Raw genomic sequence first — 24,144 nt, 5'->3', positions numbered from 1 at the left:
AATCGCGTTGGATTTTTGTTGATTGATCCGTCAATAAAAAATAATCATGGCGGCAAGAGCCGGGAACAACAATGCCGAAAGTCGGAATGGAGCCACTGCGCCGCCGGGCGCTTATCGACGCGACGATCTCGGCGATCGGCGAGCGCGGCTCGTTGGACGTGACCATGTCGGAAATCGCCGGGCGTGCCGGCGTGTCATCGGCGCTGGCCCACCACTATTTCGGCGCCAAGGATGAACTCCTGCTGGCGACAATGCGCTACATCCTGGCCGAGCTGACCGCCGACACGTTGCGCGCCCTGGGTTCGGCCACGACGCCGCGTGAGCGCGTCTCGGCGGTGGTCGCGGTCAACTTCTCCGACGTCCAGTTCCATCCGCGAACCATCGCCGCCTGGCTCGCCTTCTATGTCGAGGCGCAGAAATCAGTGGCATTGCGCCGGCTGCTCAAGGTCTATGCGCGGCGCCTGCACTCCAATTTGCTGAGCGGGCTGACCGGCATCCTGCCGCGCAGCGAGGCCGACCGCGTTGCCGAAGCGACAGCGGCAATGATCGACGGGCTCTACATCAGGCGTGCGCTGAAGGACGGCGTACCCGATGCCGCGACCGCGATCGCCTTGATCGAGGACTATTTGGAAATCAAACTCAGCGGGCGGCAGCAGCAGTGACAGCCAGGCGACCCAACTTCCTGATCGTCATGGTCGATCAGCTCAACGGCACGCTGTTCCCCGACGGGCCGGCGGACTTCCTGCATGCGCCGCATCTGAAGGCGCTGGCCGCGCGTTCGGCGCGCTTCAAGAACAACTACACGGCGTCGCCGCTCTGTGCGCCGGGCCGCGCTTCGTTCATGAGCGGGCAGTTGCCATCGCGCACCGGGGTCTACGACAACGCAGCCGAATTCGTCTCGTCGATCCCCACCTTCGCCCATCATCTGCGCGCCGCCGGCTACTACACCTGCCTGTCGGGCAAGATGCATTTCGTCGGGCCGGACCAGTTGCACGGTTTTGAGGAACGGCTGACCACCGACATCTATCCCGCCGATTTCGGCTGGACGCCGGACTATCGCAAGCCCGACGAGCGGATCGACTGGTGGTATCACAATCTCGGCTCGGTGACCGGCGCCGGTGTCGCCGAGACCACCAACCAGATGGAATATGACGACGAGGTCGTGTTCCTGGCCACGCAGAAACTCTATCAGCTTTCGCGCGAACAGGACGATGCGAAGCATCGGCCCTGGTGCCTCACCGTTTCCCTGTCGCATCCGCACGATCCCTACGTGGCGCGCAAGCAATATTGGGATCTCTATGAGCATTGCCAGGCGCTGGACCCGGAAACGGGATTCATCGCCTATGACGATCAGGACACGCATTCGCAGCGGCTGTACCGCGCCAGCGACTATGCGTCCTTCGAGATTACCCCTGAGCAGGTGCGTCGTTCGCGGCGCGGCTATTTCGCCAACATTACCTATGTCGACGACAAGCTCGGCGAGCTTCTGGACGTTCTCGGCCGCACGCGCATGCTCGATGACACCATCATCCTGTTCTGCTCGGACCATGGCGACATGCTCGGCGAGCGCGGCCTGTGGTTCAAGATGAGTTTTTTCGAGGGCTCGGCGCGAGTGCCGCTGATGATCGCCGGCAAGGGTGTCGCGTCGGGCCTGATCGAGGCGCCGGTCTCCAATCTCGACGTGACGCCGACGCTTTGCGACCTCGCCGGCATCGACATCGGCGCGATCGCACCGTGGACCGACGGCCAGTCGCTTCTGCCGCTTGCCAAGGGCGGACAGCGCATGGCGCCGGTGTTGATCGAGTATGCCGCGGAAGGCTCCTCAGCGCCGCTGGTGGCGATCCGCGACGGTAAATACAAATTCGTTCATTGCGAGCTCGACCCGCCGCAGTTGTTGGACCTCGAAGCCGATCCGCTCGAGCGCGACAACCTCGCCGGCGATCCGGCAAACGCAGCTCTGGTGGCGGCGTTCATGGACAAGGTCCGGGCGCGCTGGGACATGGCGGCTTTCGACGCTGCCGTGCGCGAAAGCCAGGCGCGCCGCTGGGTCGTGTATCCGGCGCTGCGCAACGGCGCCTATTACCCTTGGGATTTCCAGCCGCTGCAAAAGGCCTCGGAGCGCTACATGCGCAATCACATGAACCTCGACAATCTCGAAGAGAGCAAACGGTATCCGCGAGGCGAATGATGACAAATCTTGTCCCCACCCTCGACCACCTTAGGCAGGCCTATGCCGTCACCTCCAGGGCGACGCAGATCACGCCGCTGCTGGAATCGGCAGCCCTTGCCCACGAGACCGGTGCGGCGCGCGTCTTCATCAAGCCGGAATCGCTGCAATGGGCCGGCTCGTTCAAGGTGCGCGGCGCCTATTGGCGGCTGAAGAAGCTGTCGGTTGACGAGGCCAAAAAGGGTGTCGTCGCCTACTCCTCCGGCAATTTCGCGCAAGGGCTGGCCGCCGCCGGCCAGGCGCTCGGCATTCCCGTCACCATCGTCATGCCGATCGATGCGCCGGCCGCCAAGCGCGACGCCACGGCCGGCTATGGCGCGCGCGTCGTGCTGACCGATCATGGCGATCGGGCGCGTGAGGAAGTTGCCGCCGCCAAGGCACGCGAGATCGCCGAGACCGAGGGCCTCATACTGCTCCATCCGTTTGACGATCCGGAGATCGTCGCCGGCCAGGCGGGCGCTGGGCTGGAGGCGCTCGACCAGCTAGCCGCCAAGGACGCCAAGGCCGATCTGCTGTTCTGCTCGGTCGGCGGTGGCGGACTGATCGGCGGCGTCTCGCTCGCCTTCCATTATCTGTCGCCGAAGACCGAGATCATCGGCGTCGAGCCGGAGGGTTTCAACGGCATGGGCGCATCGCTGGAGCATGGCGCCATCGAGACCATGCCGATCGCCCCGAAGTCGATCTGCGACGGGCTGATGTCGCGACGGCCCGGCGACGCGCCGTTCGCGGCGGTGAAGGCTGCCGGCGTTCGTGGCATCACTGTCGACGACCAATCGGTACGCCGCGCTATGAAGATCGCCTTTGAGCGGATGAAGCTGGTGCTCGAACCTTCGGGCGCCGCGTCGCTGGCAGCACTGCTCGGCGGCAAGGTGGATGTGGCGGGTAAAACCGTCCTGGTTGTGGCTACCGGCGGCAATGTCTCGCTCGCCGATTTTATGGCGCATATGAACCATGCTTGAAGCAGATTTCGTCATCATCGGCTCCGGCTCGGCCGGCTCTGCCATGGCCTACCGGCTGTCGGAGGACGGCAAGCATTCGGTCATCGTCATCGAATTTGGCGGCACCGATATCGGGCCGCTGATCCAGATGCCGTCGGCGCTGTCGATCCCGCTCAACATGAGCCTTTACGACTGGGGCTTTGCCAGCGAGCCGGAGCCGCATCTCGGCGGCCGCGTGCTGGCAACGCCGCGCGGCAAGGTCATCGGCGGCTCGTCGTCGATCAACGGCATGGTCTATGTGCGCGGCCATGCACGTGACTTCGACCACTGGGCCGAACAAGGGGCGACCGGCTGGGGCTTCGCGGACGTGCTTCCCTATTTCAAGCGCATGGAAGACTCGGACGGCGGCGAGGATGGCTGGCGCGGCCACGGCGGCCCCCTGCATGTCCAGCGCGGCCCCAGAAGAAATCCGCTCTATGGCGCCTTCGTCGAGGCAGGCCGCCAGGCCGGTTTCGAACTGACCGACGACTACAACGGCTCCAAGCAGGAAGGCTTCGGATCGATGGAGCAGACCATCCGCGGCGGCCGTCGCTGGTCGGCGGCGAGCGCCTATCTGAAGCCGGCTTTGAAACGCAAGAATGTCAGTGTGGTCAAAGGCTTCGCGCTGCGGGTGATCATCGAGAATCAACGCGCCATCGGCGTCGAGATCGAAGCTCACAAACAGATTCAGGTCGTTAAGGCACGACGTGAAGTGATCGTTGCCGCATCGTCGATCAATTCGCCAAAGATCCTGATGCTGTCCGGCATCGGCCCGGCCGAGCATTTGCGCGAAAACGGCATTGCCGTGGTGGCCGACCGGCCCGGCGTCGGTCGCAATCTGCAGGATCATATGGAGCTCTACATCCAGCAGGAATCGACACAGCCGATCACCCTGAATTCGGTGCTCAACCCATTCTCGAAAGCATTGATCGGCGCGCAATGGCTGTTCTTCAAAACCGGGCTCGGCGCCACCAACCATTTCGAGGCGGCCGCCTTCGTGCGCTCGCAGGCCGGCGTCGACTATCCCGACATTCAGTATCATTTCATCCCGGCGGCGGTGCGCTATGACGGCAAGGCGGCGGCGCAGTCGCACGGCTTCCAGGCGCATGTCGGGCCGATGCGGTCGAGGTCGCGCGGCTCGGTGACGCTGCGCTCGCCCGACCCGAAATCGAAGCCGGTGATCCGCTTCAACTACATGTCGCATCCGGACGACTGGACCGAGTTCCGCCATTGCATAAGGCTGACCCGCGAGATCTTCGGGCAGAAGGCATTCGACGCCTATCGCGGCAAGGAAATCTCGCCGGGCTCGCACGTCCAGTCGGACGACGATCTCGACGCCTTTATCCGGGATCATGCCGAGAGTGCCTATCATCCTTGCGGCACCTGCAAGATGGGTCGTGCCGACGATATGATGAGCGTGGTCGATCCGGAATGCCGGGTCATCGGCATCGATGGGCTGCGGGTCGCCGACTCCTCGATCTTCCCGCGCGTCACTAATGGCAACCTCAACGCGCCGTCGATCATGACCGGCGAGAAGGCCGCCGACCACATTCTGGGCCGCACGCCACTGGCGCCGTCCAACCAGGAACCCTGGATCAATCCGCGCTGGCAGGTGGCGGATCGATAGGGCATTGTCGGGCGGAGTGCTCCGCAATAGCGAATACAGTTTGGAGAAAATCATGCGCGCCCAGCCCACGGCATCGCACTATGTCAATGGACGCTACATCGAGGACGAAGGCGGCGCACCACTGCCGGTCATCTATCCGGCTACCGGCGAGACCATCGCCATGTTGCGTTCGGCGACGCCGAACGTGCTGGAACTCGCCATCGAAGCGGCGCGCGCAGCACAGCCGGCCTGGGCGCGGTTGAAGCCGGTCGAACGCGGACGCATCCTGCGCCGCGCCGCCGACATTTTGCGCGCCCGCAATGCCGACCTCGCCCGCATCGAGACGCTCGACACCGGCAAGGCGATCCAGGAAACGCTGGTCGCGGATGCGCCGTCAGCGGCAGACTGCCTCGAATATTTCGGCAGCGCAGTCGCTGCCTATAATGGCGAAGCGATCGATCTCGGCGGACCCTTCGCCTACACTAGGCGCGAGGCGCTCGGCGTCTGCGTCGGCATCGGCGCCTGGAACTACCCGATCCAGATCGCCGGCTGGAAATCGGCGCCGGCGCTGGCCATGGGCAACGCCATGGTTTTCAAGCCGTCGGAGAACACGCCGCTATCGGCTTTGGCTCTGGCCGAAATCTACACCGAAGCCGGCCTGCCCGACGGGCTGTTCAACGTCGTGCAAGGTTTTGGCGATGTCGGCGCCGGGCTGGTCGGCCATGATGTCGTGGCCAAGGTCTCGGTCACCGGTTCGGTGCCGACGGGCCGCAAGGTACTGGCGCTCGCCGGCTCAAAAATGAAGCACGCCACGATGGAACTCGGCGGCAAGTCGCCGCTGATCGTCTTTGACGACGCCGATCTCGAAAACGCCATCGGCGGCGCCATGCTTGGCAATTTCTATTCGAGTGGCCAGATCTGCTCCAACGGCACACGGGTCTTCGTGCAGAGCGGCATCCACGACCGCTTCGTCGAACGGCTGGTCGAGCGCACCAAAAAAATCCGCATCGGCGATCCGCTCGATCCCGAGACGCAGATGGGGCCGCTGGTCTCGAAGGCGCAGCATGAGAAGGTCGTCTCCTATATCGAGATCGGCAAGCAGGACGGCGCGTCGCTCGCCTGCGGTGGCAATTTGCCGTCGCTGCAGGGTTTTGGTGGCGGCTTCTTCGTTGAGCCTACGGTGTTCACCGGCGTCACCGACAGCATGCGCATTGCCCGCGAGGAGATTTTCGGACCGGTGATGAGCGTGCTGAAATTCGACGGCGAGGACGAGGTGATCGATCGCGCCAACGACACCGAATTCGGCCTCGCCGCCGGCGTGTTCACGCGCGACCTGCCGCGCGCCCACCGCGTCATCGCCGAGCTGCAGGCCGGCACCTGCTGGATCAACGCTTACAATCTGACGCCGGTCGAAATCCCGTTCGGCGGCTTCAAGCAGTCGGGCATCGGGCGGGAAAATTCACTGGCAGCACTGGCGCTCTATTCGCAGCTGAAATCGATCTACGTCGAGACTGGGGATGTGGCCAGTCCGTATTGATTGGCGAAATCGGGCGAGCGCGTAATCTCCCCCCTTGAGGGGGAGATGTCGCCGAAGGCGACAGAGGGGGTCGCCGCGCGTGAAGTGCCACCCCTCATCGGCCGCAAGAAGGTCGCGTCCAGTCGAACCGACCCCCTCTGGCCTGCCGGCCATCTCCCCCGCAAGGGGGGAGATTGGCAGCTTCAGCGTCTCACCCCTTGCTGGCCGTCCCATCCAGATACTGCGTCAGCGCGCAGACCAGATGATAGAAGATGCTGGCGGGTACGTCTGACGCCAGCGAGCGGCCGCGTTCGTCGATGCGGTCGATCCACAGGCCGAGCGGCGCCGGGTCGATGTGCCAACGGAACAGCCGGCCGACACGGGCCTCGATCTCGGGCTTGAGGTCCGGTCCCCCCGCGCCGTCCAGCGCAATCGCTGCCTTCACTGCCTCGGCCTGCGGCCAGCTGCGCGATATCAGGTCGAGCGGAAGGCCCTGCCGCGAGACGGCGCCATAGGAAAGACCGGTGGCGCGGTTGAGACCGTTGGCGATGGCCGAGGCGTAGAGTTTTCGGGCAAAGCCGGCCAGCTCGCTCTGGCCGCTGCGCGCGGCGAAATCGACCAGCAGCGAGGCCCATTCGAAATGGTGGCCGGGCTCCGTCCATGAGCCTTTTTCGCCAGCCGCCGGTTTCCATTCGGCGTCGAAGTATTCGCCGAGCGTCCAGCTTTCCGTGTCGAAGAAATGGCTGCGGAACAGATCGATGATGCGGGCGGCGCGACGCAGATAGGTGCGCTCGCCAGTCGCCTGGTGCCAGGCCAGAAAAGCTTCGAGCAGGTGCATGTGCGGGTTGGAACGCCGTTCGCCCTCGCCGTCCGATGTCTCGAGGAAACCGGTCATGCGGCTGTCCTCGAGATGCGTGTCGAGGAAGGCGAAGGTTTCCTCGCCAAGCCGCAGCGCATCCGGATTGCCCGAGATATGGGCGTGCGCCAGCGCCAGCAGCACGCAGGAATGATCGTAGGCATCCTCCGTGGCGTCGGCGACGCTGCCATCGACATGGAGCGTGCGCACCCAGCCGCCCCTGCCGGTGCGGCCCTTGCTGGCGATGAAGTCGATGCCGTGGCCGATCAGCCGGTCGGCGGGACCGTCCCAGCCGCGTTCCTTGGCGACGGCGAAGGCATAGATCTGGCGGGCCTGGGTCCGCATGCGCTTGGGCTTCATCAGCGGCGTGGCGTCAAAACCTAGTGCCTCGTGGAAACCGCCATGGCGCTCATCGACGCCGACCGTCGACCAGAGTGGCAAGGTCTCCTGAAACAGCCAGTGATGGACGCGGCGGCGCCAGGCGCCGCTTTCGATGACGCGGTCATGCGCCGGCGTGAATCGGGTCTCCAGCCGGCCGGATTTTTCCAGTTGCTCGACGATCTTCTTGACGTGCTGGCTGTGGCTGACCGGGGCGACGAAGGTGGCGTCTGCGGTCGAGACGATGGCGACGTCTTTCATGCCGATGGCCGACAACAGCCGGCCGTCGCTGCGGATGTAGGAGTTTTCGCAATCGATGGCGACGACGTCGCCGACGATGACATTGCCCGCGCTGTCGGAGGGACCGACATCGAGCAGCGACTGCCAGGAGCCAAGATCGTTCCAGCGGAAGCCGGCCGGCACCATCGCGATGCCCTTGGCGTGCTCCATGATCGCATAGTCGATCGAGTTCGACGGGATGGCGGCATAGAGTTCCAGCGGCATGTAGAGGCCGGACAGGTCCGATGTCGCAGCCTTGTAGGCCGCCTCGGTCGTGTTCCAGATATCCGGCTGAAAGGCGGCGAAAGCGTCGCGCATGGCGCTGGCGCGAAAAAGGAAGATGCCGGTGTTCCAGTAGAAATTTCCAGCCTTGAGATAATCCTGCGCCGTTGCACGATCGGGCTTTTCGACGAAACGCGACACGTCGAAGACGCCATCCCTCTCGCTAGCGACCTCGATATAGCCGTAACCGGTTTCCGGCTGGGTCGGCTTGATGCCGAACACCACCAGCCGGCCCGCGCGCGCCGCCGCGCTTCCGGCTTCGACGCTCTGCCAAAACTGCCGCGCCGTTGATATCTCATGGTCGGACGGCACCACCAGCACCAGGCTGTCGCCAAAGTCGGACAATGTGCGCAGCGTCGCCAGCGCCACCGCTGCGGCAGTGTTGCGACCGGTCGGCTCGAACAGCGGGCCGCCTCCGGACAGGTCGATACCGGCGAGGTCGGCATGAACGCGCTCGGCATGCCGCTCCGAGGCGATCAGGAAGATCGGCGTTTCGCCGCTGGGCCTGTCCGTCAGCCGGCGCAACGTCTTGACCAGCATCGAGCCGTCACCCGACAGGTCATGGAATTGCTTCGGGTTGTCTTCGCGCGACAGTGGCCAGAGCCGCGAGCCGACGCCGCCACTCATGACAAAACTGACGATACGCTCGGTCATGAAGTGCCCATTCAAAAGGTCTGGTTGTAGGCGCCGACTTCCGGGCTGCGGCGCAGCACGGCATTGACGGCTTCGAACATCTGCCAGCGGCGCTCGGACGATACCGGGCTCTCCACCACCACGACAAGCGACGGCTCGTTCGATGAGGCTCGCACCAGCCCCCAGGTGCCGTCCTCGGCCACGACACGCACGCCATTGACGGTGATGAGGTCGGCGATCTTCTGGCCGGCGAAGACGGCGCCGTCCTTCTTCATGGCCTGAAAGTCGGAGACCACCCGCTCGACCACGCCATATTTCAGTTCGTCCGGGCAGTGCGGCGACATGGTCGGCGTGCCGAAGGTCAGTGGCAGGTCGTGGTAGAGATCGGCCATCGATCTGCCGGGGCTGCGATCCAGCATCTGGCAGATGGCGATCGCCGTGACGATGCCATCGTCATAGCCGCGCCCGACCGGTGGATTGAAGAAGAAGTGGCCGGATTTCTCGAAGCCGGCGATGGCACCGAGTTCGGCCACACGGCGCTTGATGTAGGAGTGGCCGGTCTTCCAGTAGTCGGTGACGGCGCCATTTTCCCGCAGCACGCTGTCGGTGTTGAACAATCCGGTCGACTTGACGTCGACGACGAAGGTCGAGCCCGGGTGGAGCCGCGAAATATCCCGCGCCAGCATGACGCCGACCTTGTCGGCGAAGATCTCATCGCCTTCATTGTCGACGACGCCACAGCGGTCGCCGTCGCCGTCGAAGCCGAGGCCGACATCGGCCCCGGATTCCAGCACCTTGTCGCGAATGGTATGCAGCATCCGCATGTCTTCGGGATTGGGATTGTAGCGCGGGAAGGTGTGATCGAGTTCGACATCGAGTGGAATGACCTCGCAGCCGATCCGCGCCAGCGCTTCCGGCGCAAAAGCGCCGGCGGTGCCATTGCCACAGGCGACGACCACCTTCAGCGGTCTCGAGATGCGCTTGCCCGCAGTCAGGTCGTCGAGATAGTTCTCGCGGAACCCGGACACGAAATCATAGGAGCCGCCGCCGACAAGGTCGAAGTCGCCGGCAAGCACGATCTTTTTCAGCGCGCCCATCTCTTCCGGACCGAAGGTCAGCGGACGTGCCGCGCCCATCTTGACGCCGGTCCAGCCGTTCTCGTTGTGGGAGGCGGTGACCATGGCGACCGACTGGGCATCGAGCGCGAACTGGGCGAAATAGGCCATCGGCGACAGCGCCAGGCCAATATCCCTGACCCGCGCGCCGGCGGCCATCAGCCCGGACACCAGCGCCAGCTTGATACCAAGCGAATAGGAGCGGAAATCATGTCCGGTGACGATGTCGGGCCCGGCACCGAGGCGCCGAATCAGCGTGCCGAGCCCCATCCCAAGCGCCTGGACGCCGATCAGATTGAGCTGAGGCGGCAGTTCCGAACCCGGATGGCCGAACCACCAGCGGGCGTCATATTCGCGAAACCCGGACGCCTTGATCAGCGCCGAGGTTTCAAATTCGAAGGTGTTGTGCCGGGCGTCGCCAACGATTTTCAGGGGCAAGACTGCAGAGCTCCAGAGCGGCGGAAATACGATCTATCGAGGCAGCGGCTTAGCACACAAGGCTTTAAGCCGGGTTTATCCCGGGGAGGAAATCCGGCCTTTGCGGCAATGCCCGACGAAAGCGGACGAAATGCGACAGAAGCGCTGCCATTGGCGCTTGCAGGAACGAAGTACGGCGGCTATAAGCCCGCGGTCTGGTCACGGAGTGTAGCGCAGCCTGGTAGCGCACATCGTTCGGGACGATGGGGTCGCAGGTTCAAATCCTGCCACTCCGACCAGAAAAAACAGCGACTTAGCTGTTCTCCCGAAAAACCGCGATCTCCTGGAAAATGTTTTGGTTGATACTGGCAGGCCAAGGTCAGCCGCGCAGCATCTGCTGCTGCCGCATTCCAGCTCGCACTTGACAGCGCGGGTCGCTTTTGACGAAACGATAGCCTGCTCTACCTCGACACTATGATCAGCATCGAAATAGCGGTGCTGGAGTGAGGTTGCCGACATGCAGTTGATTCCGACGGCACGGTTGCCGCTCCCTCTTTTGCTCCTCCTGCTGGCTGTCGGCGGCTGCTCGTCTATAGGCGGAGCGGTCAATCCGGCGAAATACGACACGATGACCTGCGTCGAGCTCAACAACGAAGTGGGAAGCATCGCCCGCAACATCTCACAAACGGCCATCAGTCGCGGCAAGGTCGCGAACACCAGCGTGCCAGGCTGGCTCTGGGGCGGCACACGCGTCAAGACCGCCGTCGCCGATCGCGAAACGGCCAGGATCGAACGGCTGAAGCAGCAGCAAGAGGCCATTTCGGCCGTCAGAGCCCGCAAATGCCAGGCATCGTCGGAATGAGCTGACACAGCCAGAACGCCTGGCTGTCGCCGTTTGCCTCAGGCACTCAACCTAAACCGCGTAACGTCGATCGCTGCCGCCATCAGCGTCTGCGTGTAGATATCCTGCGGATTGCTGAAGATCGCCTCGGTCGGCCCCTCCTCGACGATCTTGCCTTGCTTCATGACGATGATGTAGTCGGCCATGGCGCGGACGACGGCTAGGTCGTGGCTGATGAAGAGGTAGGACAGTTCGTGGTCGGCCTGCAGCTTGCGCAGCAGTTCGACGATCTGCTTCTGCACGGAGCGGTCGAGCGCCGAGGTCGGCTCGTCGAGCACCACCACCTTGGGCTTGAGGATCATCGCGCGCGCAATGGCGATGCGCTGGCGCTGGCCGCCAGAGAATTCGTGCGGATAGCGGTTGCGCGAATTGGGATCGAGCCCGACCTCGAGCAGCGCCTCGACCGCGCGCAGATCGCGCTGCTTGCCGGACAGGCTCGGCTCGTGCACCAGAAGCCCTTCGGTGATGACCTGACCGATGGTCATGCGTGGCGACAGCGAGCCGAACGGATCCTGGAAGACCAGCTGCAATTCGCGCCGCAGCGGCCGCATCGCCTGGCGGTCGGCGCCGGAAATATCGCGGTCGCCGAAACGGATGACGCCGTCACTAGGCAGAAGCCTGAGCAGAGCGCGACCGAGCGTCGATTTTCCCGAACCGGATTCGCCGACGATGCCGATGGTCTGGTTGCGTTGCAGCCGGATCGAAATATGGTCGACCGCCCGCAGCATCAGCGGCTCTCCGGCGAGAAAACCGCCGCCGATCCTGAAGGTGACCTCGACATTCCGGCCTTCGAGCAGGACAGGCGCGTTGGCCGGCGGTGGCGCCTTGGTGCCGGTCGGCTCGGCGGCAATCAGCATCTTGGTGTAGGCATGCTGCGGGTTGGCGAATAGTGCCTGCGCCTCGCCCTCCTCGACCACCTCGCCGTAGCGCATGACGTAGACGCGGTCGGCAAAGCGGCGGACGATGCCGAGATCGTGGGTGATGAAGACGATTGCCATGCCGAGCTTGCGCTGCAGTTCGGCGAGCAGCATCAGAATCTGCGCCTGGATGGTGACGTCGAGCGCCGTCGTCGGTTCGTCGGCGATCAGGATATCGGGATCGTTGGCGAGCGCCATAGCGATCATGACGCGCTGGCGCTGGCCGCCCGACATTTCGTGCGGATAGGATTTCATCCGCCGCTCGGGATCGGGGATGTGCACCAGCCGCAACAGCTTGAGCGCCTCTTCCCTCGCCTCGGCGGCACCAAGACCGCGATGCCGGCGGATTGGTTCGATCAGCTGGTTGCCGATCGAATAGAGAGGATCGAGCGAGGTCATAGGCTCCTGGAAGATCATGCTGATCTTGCGGCCGCGCACCTGGTTGAGGTCGGATTTGCTCAGTGTCAGAAGGTTGCGGCCGCGATAGTCGACGCTGCCTGATGCCTCGCCATTCGAGGCCAGCAGGCTCATCGCCGCCATCATCGTCTGGCTCTTGCCGGAGCCGGATTCGCCAACCACGGCAACGGTTTCGCCGGCTTTGACGTGGATGTTGATGCCCTTGACCGCTTCGACCGCGCCATCAAGCGTGCGGAAGCGGACGCGCAGATCCTTGACGCTGAGGATCGTTTCGGGAGTTTTCATCTCTGCGATCCCCATCTTTATCGATCTCTCGGGTCGAGCGCATCGCGCAGGCCGTCGCCGACGAAGTTCAGCGCAAACAAAGTCGAGACGAGAAAGAAGGCCGGAAACAACAGCAGCCAGTTGGCGGTGCCGATGTTCTTGGCGCCGACCGATATCAGCACGCCCCAGCTGGTCATCGGTTCCTGCACGCCGAGGCCGAGGAAGGACAGGAAGCTTTCCAGGATAATCACCTGCGGCACCAGCAGCGTCATGTAGATCACCACCGGGCCGAGCAGATTGGGAATGACGTGGCGGATCAGGATGCCGCGCTGGCCGACGCCCATGGCCTCGGCCGCCTGGACATATTCCTGGCGGCGGATCGACAGCGCCTGTCCGCGCACGATGCGCGCCATATCGAGCCACAGCACCGCCCCCACCGCCAAAAACATCAGCACGAAGTTGCGGCCGAAAAACACCACCAGCATGATGACGAAGAAGATGAACGGTAAGGAATAGAGCACGTCGACGATGCGCATCATCACCTCGTCGATCTTGCCGCCGGAAAATCCGGCCGCGGCGCCATAGAGGACGCCGATGACCACGGCGACGACGCCGGCAAGCAGGCCGATGGCCAGCGAGATGCGCCCGGCCATCAGCGTGCGCGAAAGCATGTCCCGGCCGGTGTTGTCGGTGCCGAACAGGAAGTATTGCTGCTTGATCGCCGCGCTCATCGTCACTTCGAGACCGTCGGGCGACTTGGTTTCGATCTTGGTGTCGTCAAAGGCGTCGGAACGATCGAGATAGCGGATGTTGCGGTCGTCGAGCGGCTTGGACGAGGTGACGGTGACGAAGACGCGATTGCCCTCCTGCTTCCACTCCTTGATGTCGACACGCATGCGCTTGATCGCCTCATTGAGCGCGGTCTCGATCATGTCGGCTTTCGGATAGGCCGAGAAGCTCGGCGGCATGCGCACATAGTCGGCATAGATCGTTGTGTATTGGTGCGGCACGAACAGGGGGCCGAACACGCAGACGACCGCAATTACCGCAAGATAGTAGAGGCTGAACATGGCGGCGCGATTGGCCTTGAGGCGCGCCCAGGCGTCGCCCCACAAAGAGCGCCCGATAACGGCCGGAGCGGTGGCTGCGATCTCAGTCATAGCGCACCCTCGGATCGACGACGGCATACATGACGTCGACGATCAGGTTGAAGAGGATGGTGAACAGCGCAATGACCACCACCGTGCCCATCACCAGCGTGTAGTCGCGGTTGAGCGCGGCATCGACGAAATAGCGGCCGACGCCGGGAACGGAGAAAATCGTCTCGACGATGATCGAGCCGGTCAGCAATGCCGCCGCCGCCGGGCCGGTGAAGGAGACGATCGGCAGGACGGCGCCGCGCAGCGCATGTTTAACGACCACCGACCAGTCGGACAGGCCGAGCGCGCGCGCGGTGCGGATGTGGTTTGAGCGCAGCGATTCGATCATCGAGCCGCGCATCAGGCGGGCAACGATGGCGATCTGCGGCAGAGCGAGCGTCAGGATCGGGCCGATCTTGTTGAGGAAGGCGCCGTCGCCCCAGCCGCCGATCGGCAACAGCTTCCAGGTCAATCCGAACACGAGCTGGATCACCGGTGCGATGACGAAGGTCGGGATGGTGCTGCCGGCGGTCGCCAGCGCAATCACCGCATAATCACCCAGCTTGTTCTGGTTGAGCGCGGCGATGGTGCCGAGCACGCTGCCCAGCAGCAGCGCCAGGATCAGCGCCGAGGCGCCAAGCTGGATCGATATCGGCAGGCCTTTGGCAAACAGTTCGCCGACGGTGAAGTCAGGCATGTTGTAGCTGGGGCCGAAATTGCCGCGCAGCAGATTGCCGAGATAGTGGACATATTGCAGCCAGAGCGGATCGCTGAGACCGAACTGCGCCTCAAGATTGGCCCTGATCTCGGGGCTCAGGCCCCGCTCCTGGTTGAAGGGGCCGCCCGGCGCGACGCGAATCAGGAAGAACGCCATGGTCACAATGACGAATAGCGTCGGAATGGCGGTCAGAAGCCGCCTGAATACATAACGCAGCATCGGTGCCCCGCTTGACGTGGAGCGACGCGTCCAGTTGGACGAGCAAGCTCCAGCGCTTCAAATCTTCGCTTCGTGCTTTCCGAAAGTCGATTCCGAAGTTCGGGCCGAAGCGACGGCAAACCGGAGCCGCCGCCCGAAGGGGGCGGCGGCTCGGCCAAGGAACTCAGTCCTTGCTGACGAAGCGGGACGGATGCACGTCCATCACATTGTCGACGAAGCCATGCAGCTTCGAAGAAACGATGTCGTGGTAGCTGTAGTAGAGAAGCGGGATCTGGCCGACGTCGTCGATGAGGATGCGCTCGGCCTCAGAGAGTTCCTTCATGCGCTCTTCGGGCTTGCCGCCTGCGGCAGCTGCCTTGTCCATGGCCGCCTCGTATGCCGGGCTGTTGTAGTCCGAATAGTTGTTGCCGCTCGCCTTGCGCGAGATGCCGAGGAAGGTTTCCGGATCCTTGTAGTCGGCGATCCAGGCGGCACGCGCCACGTCATAGTCGCCCTTCTGCTCGAGGAAGGAGTAGTGGGTCTTGGTGTCGGTGTTGAGCAGCGTGACTTCGACGCCAAGCGGCTTCAACTGTTCCTGGATGGCGACGGCCGTGTTCTTGTGGTTCTCCGAAGTGTTATAGCGGATCTCCATCTTCAACGGCTTCTCGGGCGTATAACCGAGTTTCTCGAGGATCTTCTTGGCAGCGTCCTCGCGGTCGATCTGCGACATGTCGGCGTATTTGGCCATGGCCGGCGTGTAGCCCTCGATGCCTGGAGGCACCATCGAATAGCCGGGCAGCATCGAGTTCTGCCAGACCTTCTCGGCGATGAAGTCGCGGTCGATGGCCATGGAAATGGCGGTGCGCAGTTCAGGATTGTCCCACGGCGCCTTGTCGGTCTTGATCGCATAATAGTATGTGCCGAGATACGGTCCGACGTGAATCTGATCGCCGAACTTGGTCTTCAAGTCGGCCAGCTGTTCGGTCGGCAAATCGTCATAGCTGTCGAGTTCGCCGGCCTCAAAACGCTTCATCGCCGACGAGCGGTCCTCGGTCGGGATGTAGTTGACGACGTCGAACTTGACTGTCGCCGCGTCCCAGAATTTCGGATTCTTGACCAGCTTCATGTGGTCGTTGGGGACCCACTCGGCCAGCGTATAGGCGCCGTTGGAGACCAGATTGCCCGGCTTGATCCAGTCGGCGCCGAGCTTGTCCATGGAGGCCTTGTTGACCGGATAGGTCGCCTGGTGGGTCAGCATTTCGAGGAAGTAAGGCGTCGGCGCCTTCAGCGTCACCTCAAGGGTGGTCGCGTCGATCGCCTTGACGCCCATATCCTCTGGCTTGCCCTTCTTGGTGTTGAAGTCCTCGGCTCCCTTCACGGGATAAAGCATCGAGGCGTATTCGGCGGCCGTGGCCGGGTCTTCCAGGCGATGGAAAGCGTAGACGAAGTCTTCTGCGGTCACCGGGCTGCCGTCCGACCAGGCGCCGTCCTTGCGCAGCTTGAAGGTGTAGACGGTGCCGTCATCGGAAACCGTCCAGCTCTCGGCAGCGCCCGGAATGAGGTTCGCCTTCTCGTCCTGCATGACCAGGCCCTGGAACAGATCGCGCAAGACATTGGCTTCGTAAACTGTCGAGGTCTTGTGCGGGTCGACCGACTCCGATTCAGCGGCGGTGCCACGGTTGTAGACGGTCTCGGCGAAGGCCGGCGTATAGAACGTCCCGGCAGCCAAGGTGATGGTTGTGGCGAACACTGTCGCCTTCAGCATGTTTTTCAGCATGAAGTTTCTCCCTGTGGCACGGCCATCAGCCACGCCTTTCGAGTGTTGACGCCCCGAAACCGATATCTGGCCCCTTTGAGCGCACCGCCGGTTCCCTTTCCGGCAGCTGGTGGCAGGAGACTAGACAGACGGAAATCTTATTTCAACCGCCCCCTGCTTGACGTTAAGTGAGTAGCTGCGCGCTAAAACAGCAAAGGCTAAAGTTAAACGCAATCTTTCAACTGCCTGCATCTTCCGGTTGATCCACTTGTTTTGGCATTCGCCGCACCACGCCCACGAATGCCAAAAGCCCTGCTTCGAGTTGACGTTTGCAGGCCAACAGCCTCGGCGACACCGGCGATCGATTACCCTGCAGGTGCCGTCTTTCGATACTCTTCTGCCCGGCATGGTTGCATTACGATACGGATCGAGGCAAGCAGCGACGTTCACCAAATCGCCGCGGAACTGGCTAGCTGGCCCGTCCGAGGAAGCAGCCCAGCGGCAGCAGCGCGAGCCCGCCTTCCTGCAACACCGCACCGGCACCGCCAAGATCAATGCTATCTATGGCGGCCAGATCAGATGGCAATGGCCAGTTGGCCGGCTCGTCGGCAAAATTGAAGACGCAGAGCAGTCGTTCGCCGCCGCCTTCGCGGATGAAGGCAAGGACATCGCCCTCTGCATCGAGAAAGCTGATCGAGCCGTCCACCAGTGCCGGATGTGCTTTGCGCAGCCCAAGCGTCGCCCGATAGGCGGCGAGCACGGACGCCTCCTCGCCATTCTCCACATCGACAGCACGGGCGCGATGGGCTTCCGGCACTGGGAGCCACGGCTTGCCCGAGGAGAAGCCGGCATTTTCGGCGCCCGCCTCCCAGACCATCGGCGTGCGGCAACCGTCCCTGCCCTTGATTCCCGGCCAGAAGCGAATGCCGAACGGATCACGCAAATCCTCGAAGGCGAGTTCCGCTTCCTCCAGCCCTAGTTCCTCGCCCTGATAGAGGCAGATCGATCCGCGCAGGCAGGACAAAAGCGCAATGGAGAACTTCGCTACGGTGTCCGGGTCGCCACCAGGCCGCGTCCAGCGGCTGACATGGCGAACGACATCATGATTGGAAAACGCCCAGCAGACCCAGCCATCAGCAACAGCCGCCTCGAATGCCTCGACGCATCCGCGCACATGAGCCGCCGAGAATTGCTGACCGAGCAGGTCGAATGTGTAGCACATTTGCAGCGTGTCGCCGCCGGAGGTGTAGGCGGCCAGCGTCTGCAGCGAACGGCCTTCGTCGCCGATTTCGCCGACGGCGGCACGGCCCTCATACTCGTCGAGCAGCGCCCGGAAGCGCCTGAGGAAGCCGAGGTTTTCCGGCTGCGTCTTGTCGAACAGATGTTCCTGATAGAGGTAGGTGTTGGTTTCGGTGTTGGTGCCGGCAACGCTCGCCGCCAGCGGCGGATTGCTGCGCAGCCAGCGGTCATGGACGTAATAGTTGACCGTATCCAGCCGAAAGCCGTCGACACCCCGCTCCAGCCAGAACCGCACCGTTTCCAGAAGCGCGTCCTGAACCTCGGGATTGTGGAAATTGAGGTCCGGCTGCGAGGCGAGGAAATTGTGCATGTAAAACTGCCGGCGCGTCGAATCCCACTCCCAGGCCGGGCCGCCGAACACCGACAGCCAGTTGTTGGGGGCGTTGCCGTCAGGCCTTGTGTCGGCCCAGACATACCAGTCCGCCTTGGGGTTATCGCGGCTGGCGCGGCTTTCGACGAACCATTCGTGCTTGTCCGAGGAATGCGACAGCACCTGGTCGATGATGATTTTCAGGCCGAGCCGATGCGCCTCGGCGACCAGCGCATCGAAATCGTCAATTGTGCCGAACATCGGATCGACATCACAATAATCGGAGACGTCGTAGCCCATGTCGGCCATCGGCGACTTGAAGAAGGGCGACAGCCAGATCGCGTCGACGCCAAGCGAGGCGACGTGAGCCAGCCTCGAGGTGATGCCGCTGAGATCGCCGCCGCCGTCGCCTGTCGTGTCCTGATAGGAGCGCGGGTAGATCTGGTAGATGACGCAGCCGCGCCACCACTGCGCATTGTTGTCGGTCACTAAAGTCTCTCCTTCGCGCCAGCCTGCCCGGCCTTGCGTTCGATCCTGAACATCACCGTTCGCCCCGGCACCGGCCGTGCGATGTCGGCAGCGTCGGTTGGCGCCGCAGTCCACAAAAATCCGTCGCGCGGCGGCAGGGTGAAAACACAGGCCCGGCGATCACCGTTGAAGATGACGGCAAGGCGGCCATCGCCGTCGCTGGCGCCGCCAAGCACCATGACAAGACGATGCCGCTCCGGGTCGTGCCAGCCTGCCTCATCGAGCGGCGCACCGGTTTCAATCAGCCAGGCAACGTCCGGTATGTCCGTCCCCGTAGCCGGCTGGCCGCTGAGAAAGCGCGTGTCCGAGAGCGCCGGGGCGGCACGACGCATCGCGGCAAGCGCAAAGGCATGGCGTTCCAGCGCCTGATCGCGGCCAGCCCAGTCGAGCCAGGTGATCTCGTTGTCCTGCGCGTAGGCGTTGTTGTTGCCCTTCTGCGTGCGGCCGAATTCGTCGCCAGCCGTCAGCATGATCGTGCCGCGCGAGGCAAACAGCGTGGCCAGCAGGGCGCGCTGGTCATCGAACCGGGCTGTTGCGACAGCCGCGTCGCCACTCTCCCCTTCGACGCCGTTGTTCCACGACAAATTGTCGTTGTGGCCGTCGCGGTTCTGCTCGCCATTGGCCTGATTGTGCTTGCGCTCATAGGCGACCAGGTCGGCCAGCGTCATGCCGTCATGGGCGGCGATGAAATTGACCGAGCGGCTGGTCTGCTGGCCATCCCTGGAGAACACGTCCGACGAGCCAGCCAGCCTTGTCGCGAGTGCGCCGACCATGCCGCGATCGCCGCGCCAGAAGCGGCGGATGTCGTCGCGGTATTTGTCGTTCCATTCGAGGAAAGGCGGACGAAAATTGCCGAGCCGATAGCCGTCCGGCCCGATGTCCCAGGGCTCGGCGATGAGGATGCGATCGGCCAGGACGGGGTCGTTGTGCATGGCTTGCAGCAGCGGCGCGTCGGCGTCGAAGGTCCCCTCGACACGGCCCAAAATGGGCGCGAGATCGAAGCGGAACCCATCGACGCCGGCATAACTGACAAAGTGACGAAGCGTGTCGAGGACCATTTCCCGGGCGACCGGATGATCGCAAGCAACCGTGTTGCCGGTGCCGGTGTCGTTGACCAGCCTGTTGCCGGCCTCGTGCCGATAGTAGGCGCGGTTGTCGAGCCCGCGCAGCGACAGCGTCGGGCCAAGCCTGTCGCTTTCACCAGTGTGGTTGAAGACGAGATCGAGGATGGTGCCGATGCCGGCGACGCGCAGCGCGGCGACCGTCTCGCGCAATTCGGCCAGGCCGCCGGGCGCAAGGCGCGGATCGAGCGCCATGAAGGTGACGGGATTGTAACCCCAGGCGTTGCTCAAGCCGAGCGGCGGCAGGTGCCGCTCGTCGATCGATGCCGTCACCGGCATCAGCTCCACCGCACTGACGCCGAGCCTTTTCAGATGCTCGATGATGGCAGGGTGGGCAAGCGCTGCAATCGTGCCGCGCTGCTGCTCCGGGATATCAGGATGCAGCATGGTGAAGGCGCGTACCGGCACTTCGTAGACGAGGCCGCCCGGTTGGAACAGCGGCGGCAAGGCTGGCTGCGGCATCGGCAAAGCGCTGGCAATCGCCTTCGGCAGCAACGGGGCGGTGTCGGCCCCCTCGCCACGGCGCTGGGTCAGCCGCCAGTCATAGGCGTAAGGCCTGTCGATCTCGACGGCATAGGGATCGACCAGCAGCTTGTCGGGATCGAACCACAGCCCGCGCCCCGGCGCATAGTCGCCATCGGCGCGGAACCCGTATCTGGTGCCCGCGGCAAGGCCGGCAACGAAAAGCGCGTAGACGCCCTCGCCTTCCGGCTGAAGTTCAACCCGGTCAATCTCGCGGCTTCCCGCACCGTCGAAGATCGAGACCCAGAGACGCCGCGCCGACGATGACCAGGCGGCAAAGCGAATGCCTTCCGGGGTGATGGTGGCGCCGAGTTGGGTCACGGGTGCGAGGCTTGTCGGGTTTTGAAAACGTTGGAGATTGGCCTAGGCTTTCCCGACTTCGTCATCCTAGGGCGAAGCAGGAGCGAAGCTCCGTCGCGGAGACCCTGGGATCCATGCCGTGACCTTAAACGAAGAGCGCGGCGGAGCAGAATTCTGCACTGGGGCAACGCCTTGATGTTACGGCATGGATCCTCGGGTCTGCGCCGCGTCGCTGCGCTCCTTGCTTCGCCCGTGGATGACGAAGCGATGGGCGTTTCGGACAAACTCCAAGGTATGCGATCCGTCCAACACCCGTCATCCGTCTCGGCACTACGCGCCGATCCACCTTCTCCCACAAGGGGAGAAGGAAAGGCGCGCACCGCCAACCTCAAGTAATCACGCTCGGCTTGTTGCGGCCGGTGTGGCTCTTGATGCCGGCAATATCGTCGGCCGCCGAAATCAGATCGGCAAGGGCGACCTGCGTGTCGAGATCGTGCTTCGACGTGTCCGGCTCGTAGCGCTCGATATAGACGCGCAGCGTGGCGCCGGAGGTGCCGGTGCCGGAAAGGCGGAAGACGACGCGTGAGCCGCCTTCGAACAGCACCCTGATGCCCTGGTTCTTGCTGATCGAGCCATCGACCGGATCGTGATAGGCGAAATCGTCGGCGCTGGCGATCTTCATGCCGCGCACGCTGGTGCCCGGCAGCGAAGCGAGCTTGGCGCGCAGTTCGTCGACCAGTGCATTGGCGCGGTCGCTCTCGACCTCTTCGTAGTCGTGGCGCGAATAGTAGTTGCGGCCATAGCTCGCCCAGTGCTCGGTGACGATCTGCTTGGCGCTTTCGCCGCGCACCGCCAGGATGTTCAGCCACAACAGCACGGCCCACAGGCCATCCTTTTCGCGGACATGGTTGGAACCGGTGCCAGCGCTTTCCTCGCCGCAGATCGTCGCCATGTCGGCGTCGAGCAGATTACCGAAGAATTTCCAGCCGGTCGGCGTCTCGTAGATGCCGATGCCGAGCTTTTCGGCGACGCGGTCGGCGGCACCGCTGGTCGGCATCGAGCGGGCGATGCCCTTCAAGCCGGCTTTGTAGCCGGGCGCCAGATGGGCGTTGGCGGCAAGCATGGCCACCGAATCCGATGGGGTGACGAAAATGCCCTTGCCGATGATCAGATTGCGGTCGCCGTCGCCGTCGGAGGCGGCACCGAAATCCGGCGCGTCCGGCCCCATCATCTCGTCATAGAGGTGCTTGGCGTGGACCAGGTTCGGGTCGGGGTGGTGGCCGCCGAAATCCTCCAATGGCTTGAAGTTGCGGCAAGTGCCGTTGGGCGCGCCAAGCCGCCGTTCGAGGATCTCCTTGGCATAGGGCCCGGTGACCGCATGCATGGCGTCGAAGCGCATGCGGAAACCGTATTTGAAATTGGCACGGATGGCGTCGAAATCGAACAGGCTTTCCATCAGCTCGGCATAGTCGGTGACCGGATCGATCACCTCGACGGTCATGCCGCCCGCCTTGACCGTGCCGATCTTGTCGAGGTCGATCGTCTCGATGTCGGTGGTCTTGAAGCTGGAAATCGTCTTGGTCTTTTCGAAGATCGCGTCGGTCAGCTTTTCCGGCGCCGGGCCGCCATTGCCGGCATTGTACTTGATGCCGAAATCCTCGTGGGGGCCGCCCGGATTGTGGCTGGCCGACAGGATGATGCCGCCGAAGGTCTTGTATTTGCGGATGACGTGCGAGGCCGCCGGCGTCGACAAGATGCCGCCCTGCCCGACCATCACCTTGCCGAAGCCGTTGGCCGCCGCCATGGCGATGGCCTTCTGGATGACTTCGCGGTTGTAGAAGCGGCCGTCGCCGCCGATCACAAGGGTCTTGCCCTCAAAGCCTTCCAGCGCATCGAAGATCGACTGGATGAAATTCCCGGCATAGTGCTCCTGCTGGAACACCGGCACCTTCTTGCGCAGCCCGGAGGTGCCGGGCTTCTGGTCGAGATAAGGTTTGGTGGCGACGGTTCTTATCATGCCTCAGGCAGCCCTTTTCGAAAGCAGCAAGCGATAGAGTTCAACGTATTTTTCAGCGCTTCGATCCCACGACACATCGGCCTTCATGCCTTGCCGCTGGATCGACGTCCAGACCGCCGGGTTGGCGTGCGCCTCCACCAACCGGCGGATGGCGTGCAGGAAGGCGCCGGCATTGGCGGGCGCAAACTGGAAGCCGGTTGCAACGCCGGCGGAGACGGCGGCTTCATTGGCGTCGATGACCGTGTCGGCAAGACCGCCGGTGCGGGCGACGACCGGCACGCAGCCGTAGCGTAACCCGTAGAGCTGGGTCAGTCCGCACGGCTCGAAACGCGACGGGATGATGATGGCATCACAGCCGCCCTGCATGGTGTGGGACAAAACCTCGTCATAGCCGACGACGACGCCGATGCGGCCGCGATGGCGGGCGGCGGCGGCAAGCAGCGCACCTTCGAGTCCGGCGTCGCCGGAGCCCAGGATCGCCAACCGCGCGCCGCGGGCGACGATGCCGTCGACGACAGCTGCCAGTATGTCCATGCCCTTTTGCCAGGTCAGCCGGCTGATGACGCAAACGATCGGGCTGTCGTCGCGGTCGAGGCTGAAGCGATCCTCGACAGCGGCCCTGTTGGGTGCGCGCGCCTTCAAGGTCTTGGCCGTGTAGGTGGACACAAGCTGCTTGTCGGTCTCCGGGTTCCAGATGTCGGTGTCGATGCCGTTGACGATGCCGTAGAGATCGGTGGAGCGCATGTTGATCAGGCCATCGAGACCCATGCCGAATTCCGGCGCGCGGATCTCCTGCGCATAGGTCGGGCTGACGGTGGTGATCGCCCAGGCGGCCTGCAGACCGGCTTTCAGGAAGCCGACGCCGCCATAATATTCGACGCCGTCGAGCGCCATCGCGACCGCCGGCAGGCCAAGCTCGCCAAAGATGCCGGCGCCGAACTGGCCCTGGAAGGCGAGGTTGTGGACGGTGATCATCGACGGGATGCCGACCGCCTTGCCGTAGCGCATATAGGCGAGCGTCATTGCCGACTGCCAGTCATGGGCGTGCACGAGGTCGGGCTGATAGCCCGAAATGGCACCGCCGGCGATGTCGCCGCCGACCTGGCTCAAGGCCGCGAAACGCCGCCAATTGTCGGGCCAGTCGGCGCCGGCCGCATTGCCATAGGGACCGCCGGGACGGTCGAACAGATGCGGCGCGTCGAGCACGAACAGGTCGAGCCCGGCAACCTGGACGGCATGCACCGAAGCCTTGCCACCCTGCAGCAGCGGATACTGGTGCACGGCCTTCTTTTTCTTGAAAGCGTCCATCACCACGGGGAAGCCCGGGATGAGCGTTCGCATGGTCACGCCCTTGGCCGCCAGCGCGATGGGCAAGGCGCCGGTTACGTCGGCCAGCCCGCCAGTCTTGATCAGCGGAAAGATCTCGGGCGTGACCGACAGAACCTGCATGC

The 24,144-nt window shown here is 63.5% G+C and carries 16 protein-coding genes and 1 tRNA gene; 7 read left to right on the top strand and 10 right to left on the bottom strand.

Annotation, left to right across the window (positions count from 1 at the left end; translation table 11 throughout):
- The first annotated feature begins 71 nt into the window (after positions 1 to 71).
- From betI to betB, 5 genes are read left to right on the top strand one after another with little or no spacing between them, the layout of a single operon-like run.
- The gene (gene betI / locus AC1D0N_RS11185) at positions 72 to 662 is read left to right on the top strand and encodes a choline-binding transcriptional repressor BetI (RefSeq protein WP_477243712.1); all 591 of its coding nucleotides are present in this window, start codon (positions 72 to 74) and stop codon (positions 660 to 662) included.
- Positions 659 to 2,188: a choline-sulfatase gene (gene betC / locus AC1D0N_RS11180; protein ID WP_477243711.1), complete on the top strand. Its 1,530-nt coding sequence runs from the start codon at positions 659 to 661 to the stop codon at positions 2,186 to 2,188. The genes betI and betC overlap by 4 nt, the downstream gene beginning before the upstream one ends.
- Positions 2,185 to 3,186 carry a threonine/serine dehydratase gene (locus tag AC1D0N_RS11175; protein ID WP_477243709.1) on the top strand — a complete coding sequence of 334 codons (1,002 nt, stop codon included), beginning with the start codon at positions 2,185 to 2,187 and terminating at the stop codon, positions 3,184 to 3,186. The genes betC and AC1D0N_RS11175 overlap by 4 nt, the downstream gene beginning before the upstream one ends.
- A complete protein-coding gene (gene betA, locus AC1D0N_RS11170) occupies positions 3,179 to 4,831 on the top strand; it encodes a choline dehydrogenase (RefSeq protein ID WP_477243707.1) in 1,653 nt (550 codons plus the stop codon). The genes AC1D0N_RS11175 and betA overlap by 8 nt, the downstream gene beginning before the upstream one ends.
- Positions 4,832 to 4,883: 52 nt before the next feature.
- Complete coding sequence (betB, locus tag AC1D0N_RS11165; RefSeq protein ID WP_477243706.1) at positions 4,884 to 6,347, top strand: betaine-aldehyde dehydrogenase; 1,464 nt, start codon at positions 4,884 to 4,886, stop codon at positions 6,345 to 6,347.
- A gap of 190 nt (positions 6,348 to 6,537) precedes the next feature.
- On the opposite strand, the gene AC1D0N_RS11160 is transcribed toward betB, so the two are convergent.
- Both AC1D0N_RS11160 and AC1D0N_RS11155 read right to left on the bottom strand, forming a co-directional pair.
- Positions 6,538 to 8,775 (bottom strand): mannose-1-phosphate guanylyltransferase/mannose-6-phosphate isomerase, encoded by a 2,238-nt coding sequence (locus AC1D0N_RS11160; protein ID WP_477243704.1) that lies wholly within the window; start codon positions 8,773 to 8,775, stop codon positions 6,538 to 6,540.
- 11 nt (positions 8,776 to 8,786) lie between these two features.
- On the bottom strand, positions 8,787 to 10,307 hold the full coding sequence (locus AC1D0N_RS11155) for a phosphomannomutase/phosphoglucomutase (protein WP_477243702.1): 1,521 nt from the start codon (positions 10,305 to 10,307) through the stop codon (positions 8,787 to 8,789).
- 201 nt (positions 10,308 to 10,508) lie between these two features.
- Between AC1D0N_RS11155 and AC1D0N_RS11150 the strand changes: the two genes are divergently transcribed.
- Positions 10,509 to 10,585: transfer RNA gene (locus AC1D0N_RS11150), tRNA-Pro, on the top strand.
- Between the two features lie 218 nt (positions 10,586 to 10,803).
- A complete protein-coding gene (locus AC1D0N_RS11145; RefSeq protein WP_477243700.1) occupies positions 10,804 to 11,148 on the top strand; it encodes a hypothetical protein in 345 nt (114 codons plus the stop codon).
- Between the two features lie 38 nt (positions 11,149 to 11,186).
- Here AC1D0N_RS11145 and AC1D0N_RS11140 read toward each other — a convergent pair whose 3' ends face one another.
- The 8 genes from AC1D0N_RS11140 to glgA all read right to left on the bottom strand — a co-directional run bounded on the left by AC1D0N_RS11140 (position 11,187) and on the right by glgA (position 24,142).
- Positions 11,187 to 12,806 (bottom strand): ABC transporter ATP-binding protein, encoded by a 1,620-nt coding sequence (locus AC1D0N_RS11140; RefSeq protein WP_477243698.1) that lies wholly within the window; start codon positions 12,804 to 12,806, stop codon positions 11,187 to 11,189.
- 17 nt (positions 12,807 to 12,823) lie between these two features.
- Positions 12,824 to 13,945, bottom strand: a complete 1,122-nt coding sequence (locus AC1D0N_RS11135; protein ID WP_477243696.1) for an ABC transporter permease — start codon at positions 13,943 to 13,945, stop codon at positions 12,824 to 12,826.
- On the bottom strand, positions 13,938 to 14,861 hold the full coding sequence (locus AC1D0N_RS11130; protein WP_477243694.1) for an ABC transporter permease subunit: 924 nt from the start codon (positions 14,859 to 14,861) through the stop codon (positions 13,938 to 13,940). The genes AC1D0N_RS11135 and AC1D0N_RS11130 overlap by 8 nt, the downstream gene beginning before the upstream one ends.
- Positions 14,862 to 15,024: 163 nt before the next feature.
- Positions 15,025 to 16,617 carry a peptide ABC transporter substrate-binding protein gene (locus AC1D0N_RS11125; RefSeq protein WP_477243693.1) on the bottom strand — a complete coding sequence of 531 codons (1,593 nt, stop codon included), beginning with the start codon at positions 16,615 to 16,617 and terminating at the stop codon, positions 15,025 to 15,027.
- 448 nt (positions 16,618 to 17,065) lie between these two features.
- The gene (gene bglA / locus AC1D0N_RS11120; RefSeq protein ID WP_477243691.1) at positions 17,066 to 18,694 is read right to left on the bottom strand and encodes a beta-galactosidase BglA; all 1,629 of its coding nucleotides are present in this window, start codon (positions 18,692 to 18,694) and stop codon (positions 17,066 to 17,068) included.
- Positions 18,694 to 20,697: a glycogen debranching protein GlgX gene (gene glgX / locus AC1D0N_RS11115; protein WP_477243689.1), complete on the bottom strand. Its 2,004-nt coding sequence runs from the start codon at positions 20,695 to 20,697 to the stop codon at positions 18,694 to 18,696. The genes bglA and glgX overlap by 1 nt, the downstream gene beginning before the upstream one ends.
- A 367-nt stretch (positions 20,698 to 21,064) precedes the next feature.
- Complete coding sequence (locus tag AC1D0N_RS11110) at positions 21,065 to 22,693, bottom strand: alpha-D-glucose phosphate-specific phosphoglucomutase (RefSeq protein ID WP_477243688.1); 1,629 nt, start codon at positions 22,691 to 22,693, stop codon at positions 21,065 to 21,067.
- Positions 22,694 to 22,696: 3 nt separating this feature from the next.
- Positions 22,697 to 24,142, bottom strand: a complete 1,446-nt coding sequence (gene glgA / locus AC1D0N_RS11105) for a glycogen synthase GlgA (RefSeq protein WP_477243686.1) — start codon at positions 24,140 to 24,142, stop codon at positions 22,697 to 22,699.
- Positions 24,143 to 24,144 lie beyond the last annotated feature (2 nt).

It is taken from the genome of Mesorhizobium sp. P2_E10, from assembly GCF_056404235.1.
The sequence above is the reverse complement of the archived record's forward strand: the minus strand, read 5'-3'. Positions and strand labels throughout refer to the sequence as shown.

What these genes read in the sequence shown, in the direction of transcription:
- betI (WP_477243712.1), top strand. Translation starts at nt 72, where the DNA reads ATGCCGAAAGTCGGAATGGAGCCACTGCGCCGCCGGGCGCTTATCGAC.
- AC1D0N_RS11130 (WP_477243694.1), bottom strand. Translation starts at nt 14,861, where the DNA reads ATGCTGCGTTATGTATTCAGGCGGCTTCTGACCGCCATTCCGACGCTA.
- AC1D0N_RS11110 (WP_477243688.1), bottom strand. Translation starts at nt 22,693, where the DNA reads ATGATAAGAACCGTCGCCACCAAACCTTATCTCGACCAGAAGCCCGGC.
- AC1D0N_RS11140 (WP_477243698.1), bottom strand. Translation starts at nt 12,806, where the DNA reads ATGAAAACTCCCGAAACGATCCTCAGCGTCAAGGATCTGCGCGTCCGC.
- AC1D0N_RS11175 (WP_477243709.1), top strand. Translation starts at nt 2,185, where the DNA reads ATGATGACAAATCTTGTCCCCACCCTCGACCACCTTAGGCAGGCCTAT.
- betA (WP_477243707.1), top strand. Translation starts at nt 3,179, where the DNA reads ATGCTTGAAGCAGATTTCGTCATCATCGGCTCCGGCTCGGCCGGCTCT.
- AC1D0N_RS11125 (WP_477243693.1), bottom strand. Translation starts at nt 16,617, where the DNA reads ATGCTGAAAAACATGCTGAAGGCGACAGTGTTCGCCACAACCATCACC.
- betB (WP_477243706.1), top strand. Translation starts at nt 4,884, where the DNA reads ATGCGCGCCCAGCCCACGGCATCGCACTATGTCAATGGACGCTACATC.
- glgA (WP_477243686.1), bottom strand. Translation starts at nt 24,142, where the DNA reads ATGCAGGTTCTGTCGGTCACGCCCGAGATCTTTCCGCTGATCAAGACT.
- AC1D0N_RS11135 (WP_477243696.1), bottom strand. Translation starts at nt 13,945, where the DNA reads ATGACTGAGATCGCAGCCACCGCTCCGGCCGTTATCGGGCGCTCTTTG.
- AC1D0N_RS11160 (WP_477243704.1), bottom strand. Translation starts at nt 8,775, where the DNA reads ATGACCGAGCGTATCGTCAGTTTTGTCATGAGTGGCGGCGTCGGCTCG.
- AC1D0N_RS11145 (WP_477243700.1), top strand. Translation starts at nt 10,804, where the DNA reads ATGCAGTTGATTCCGACGGCACGGTTGCCGCTCCCTCTTTTGCTCCTC.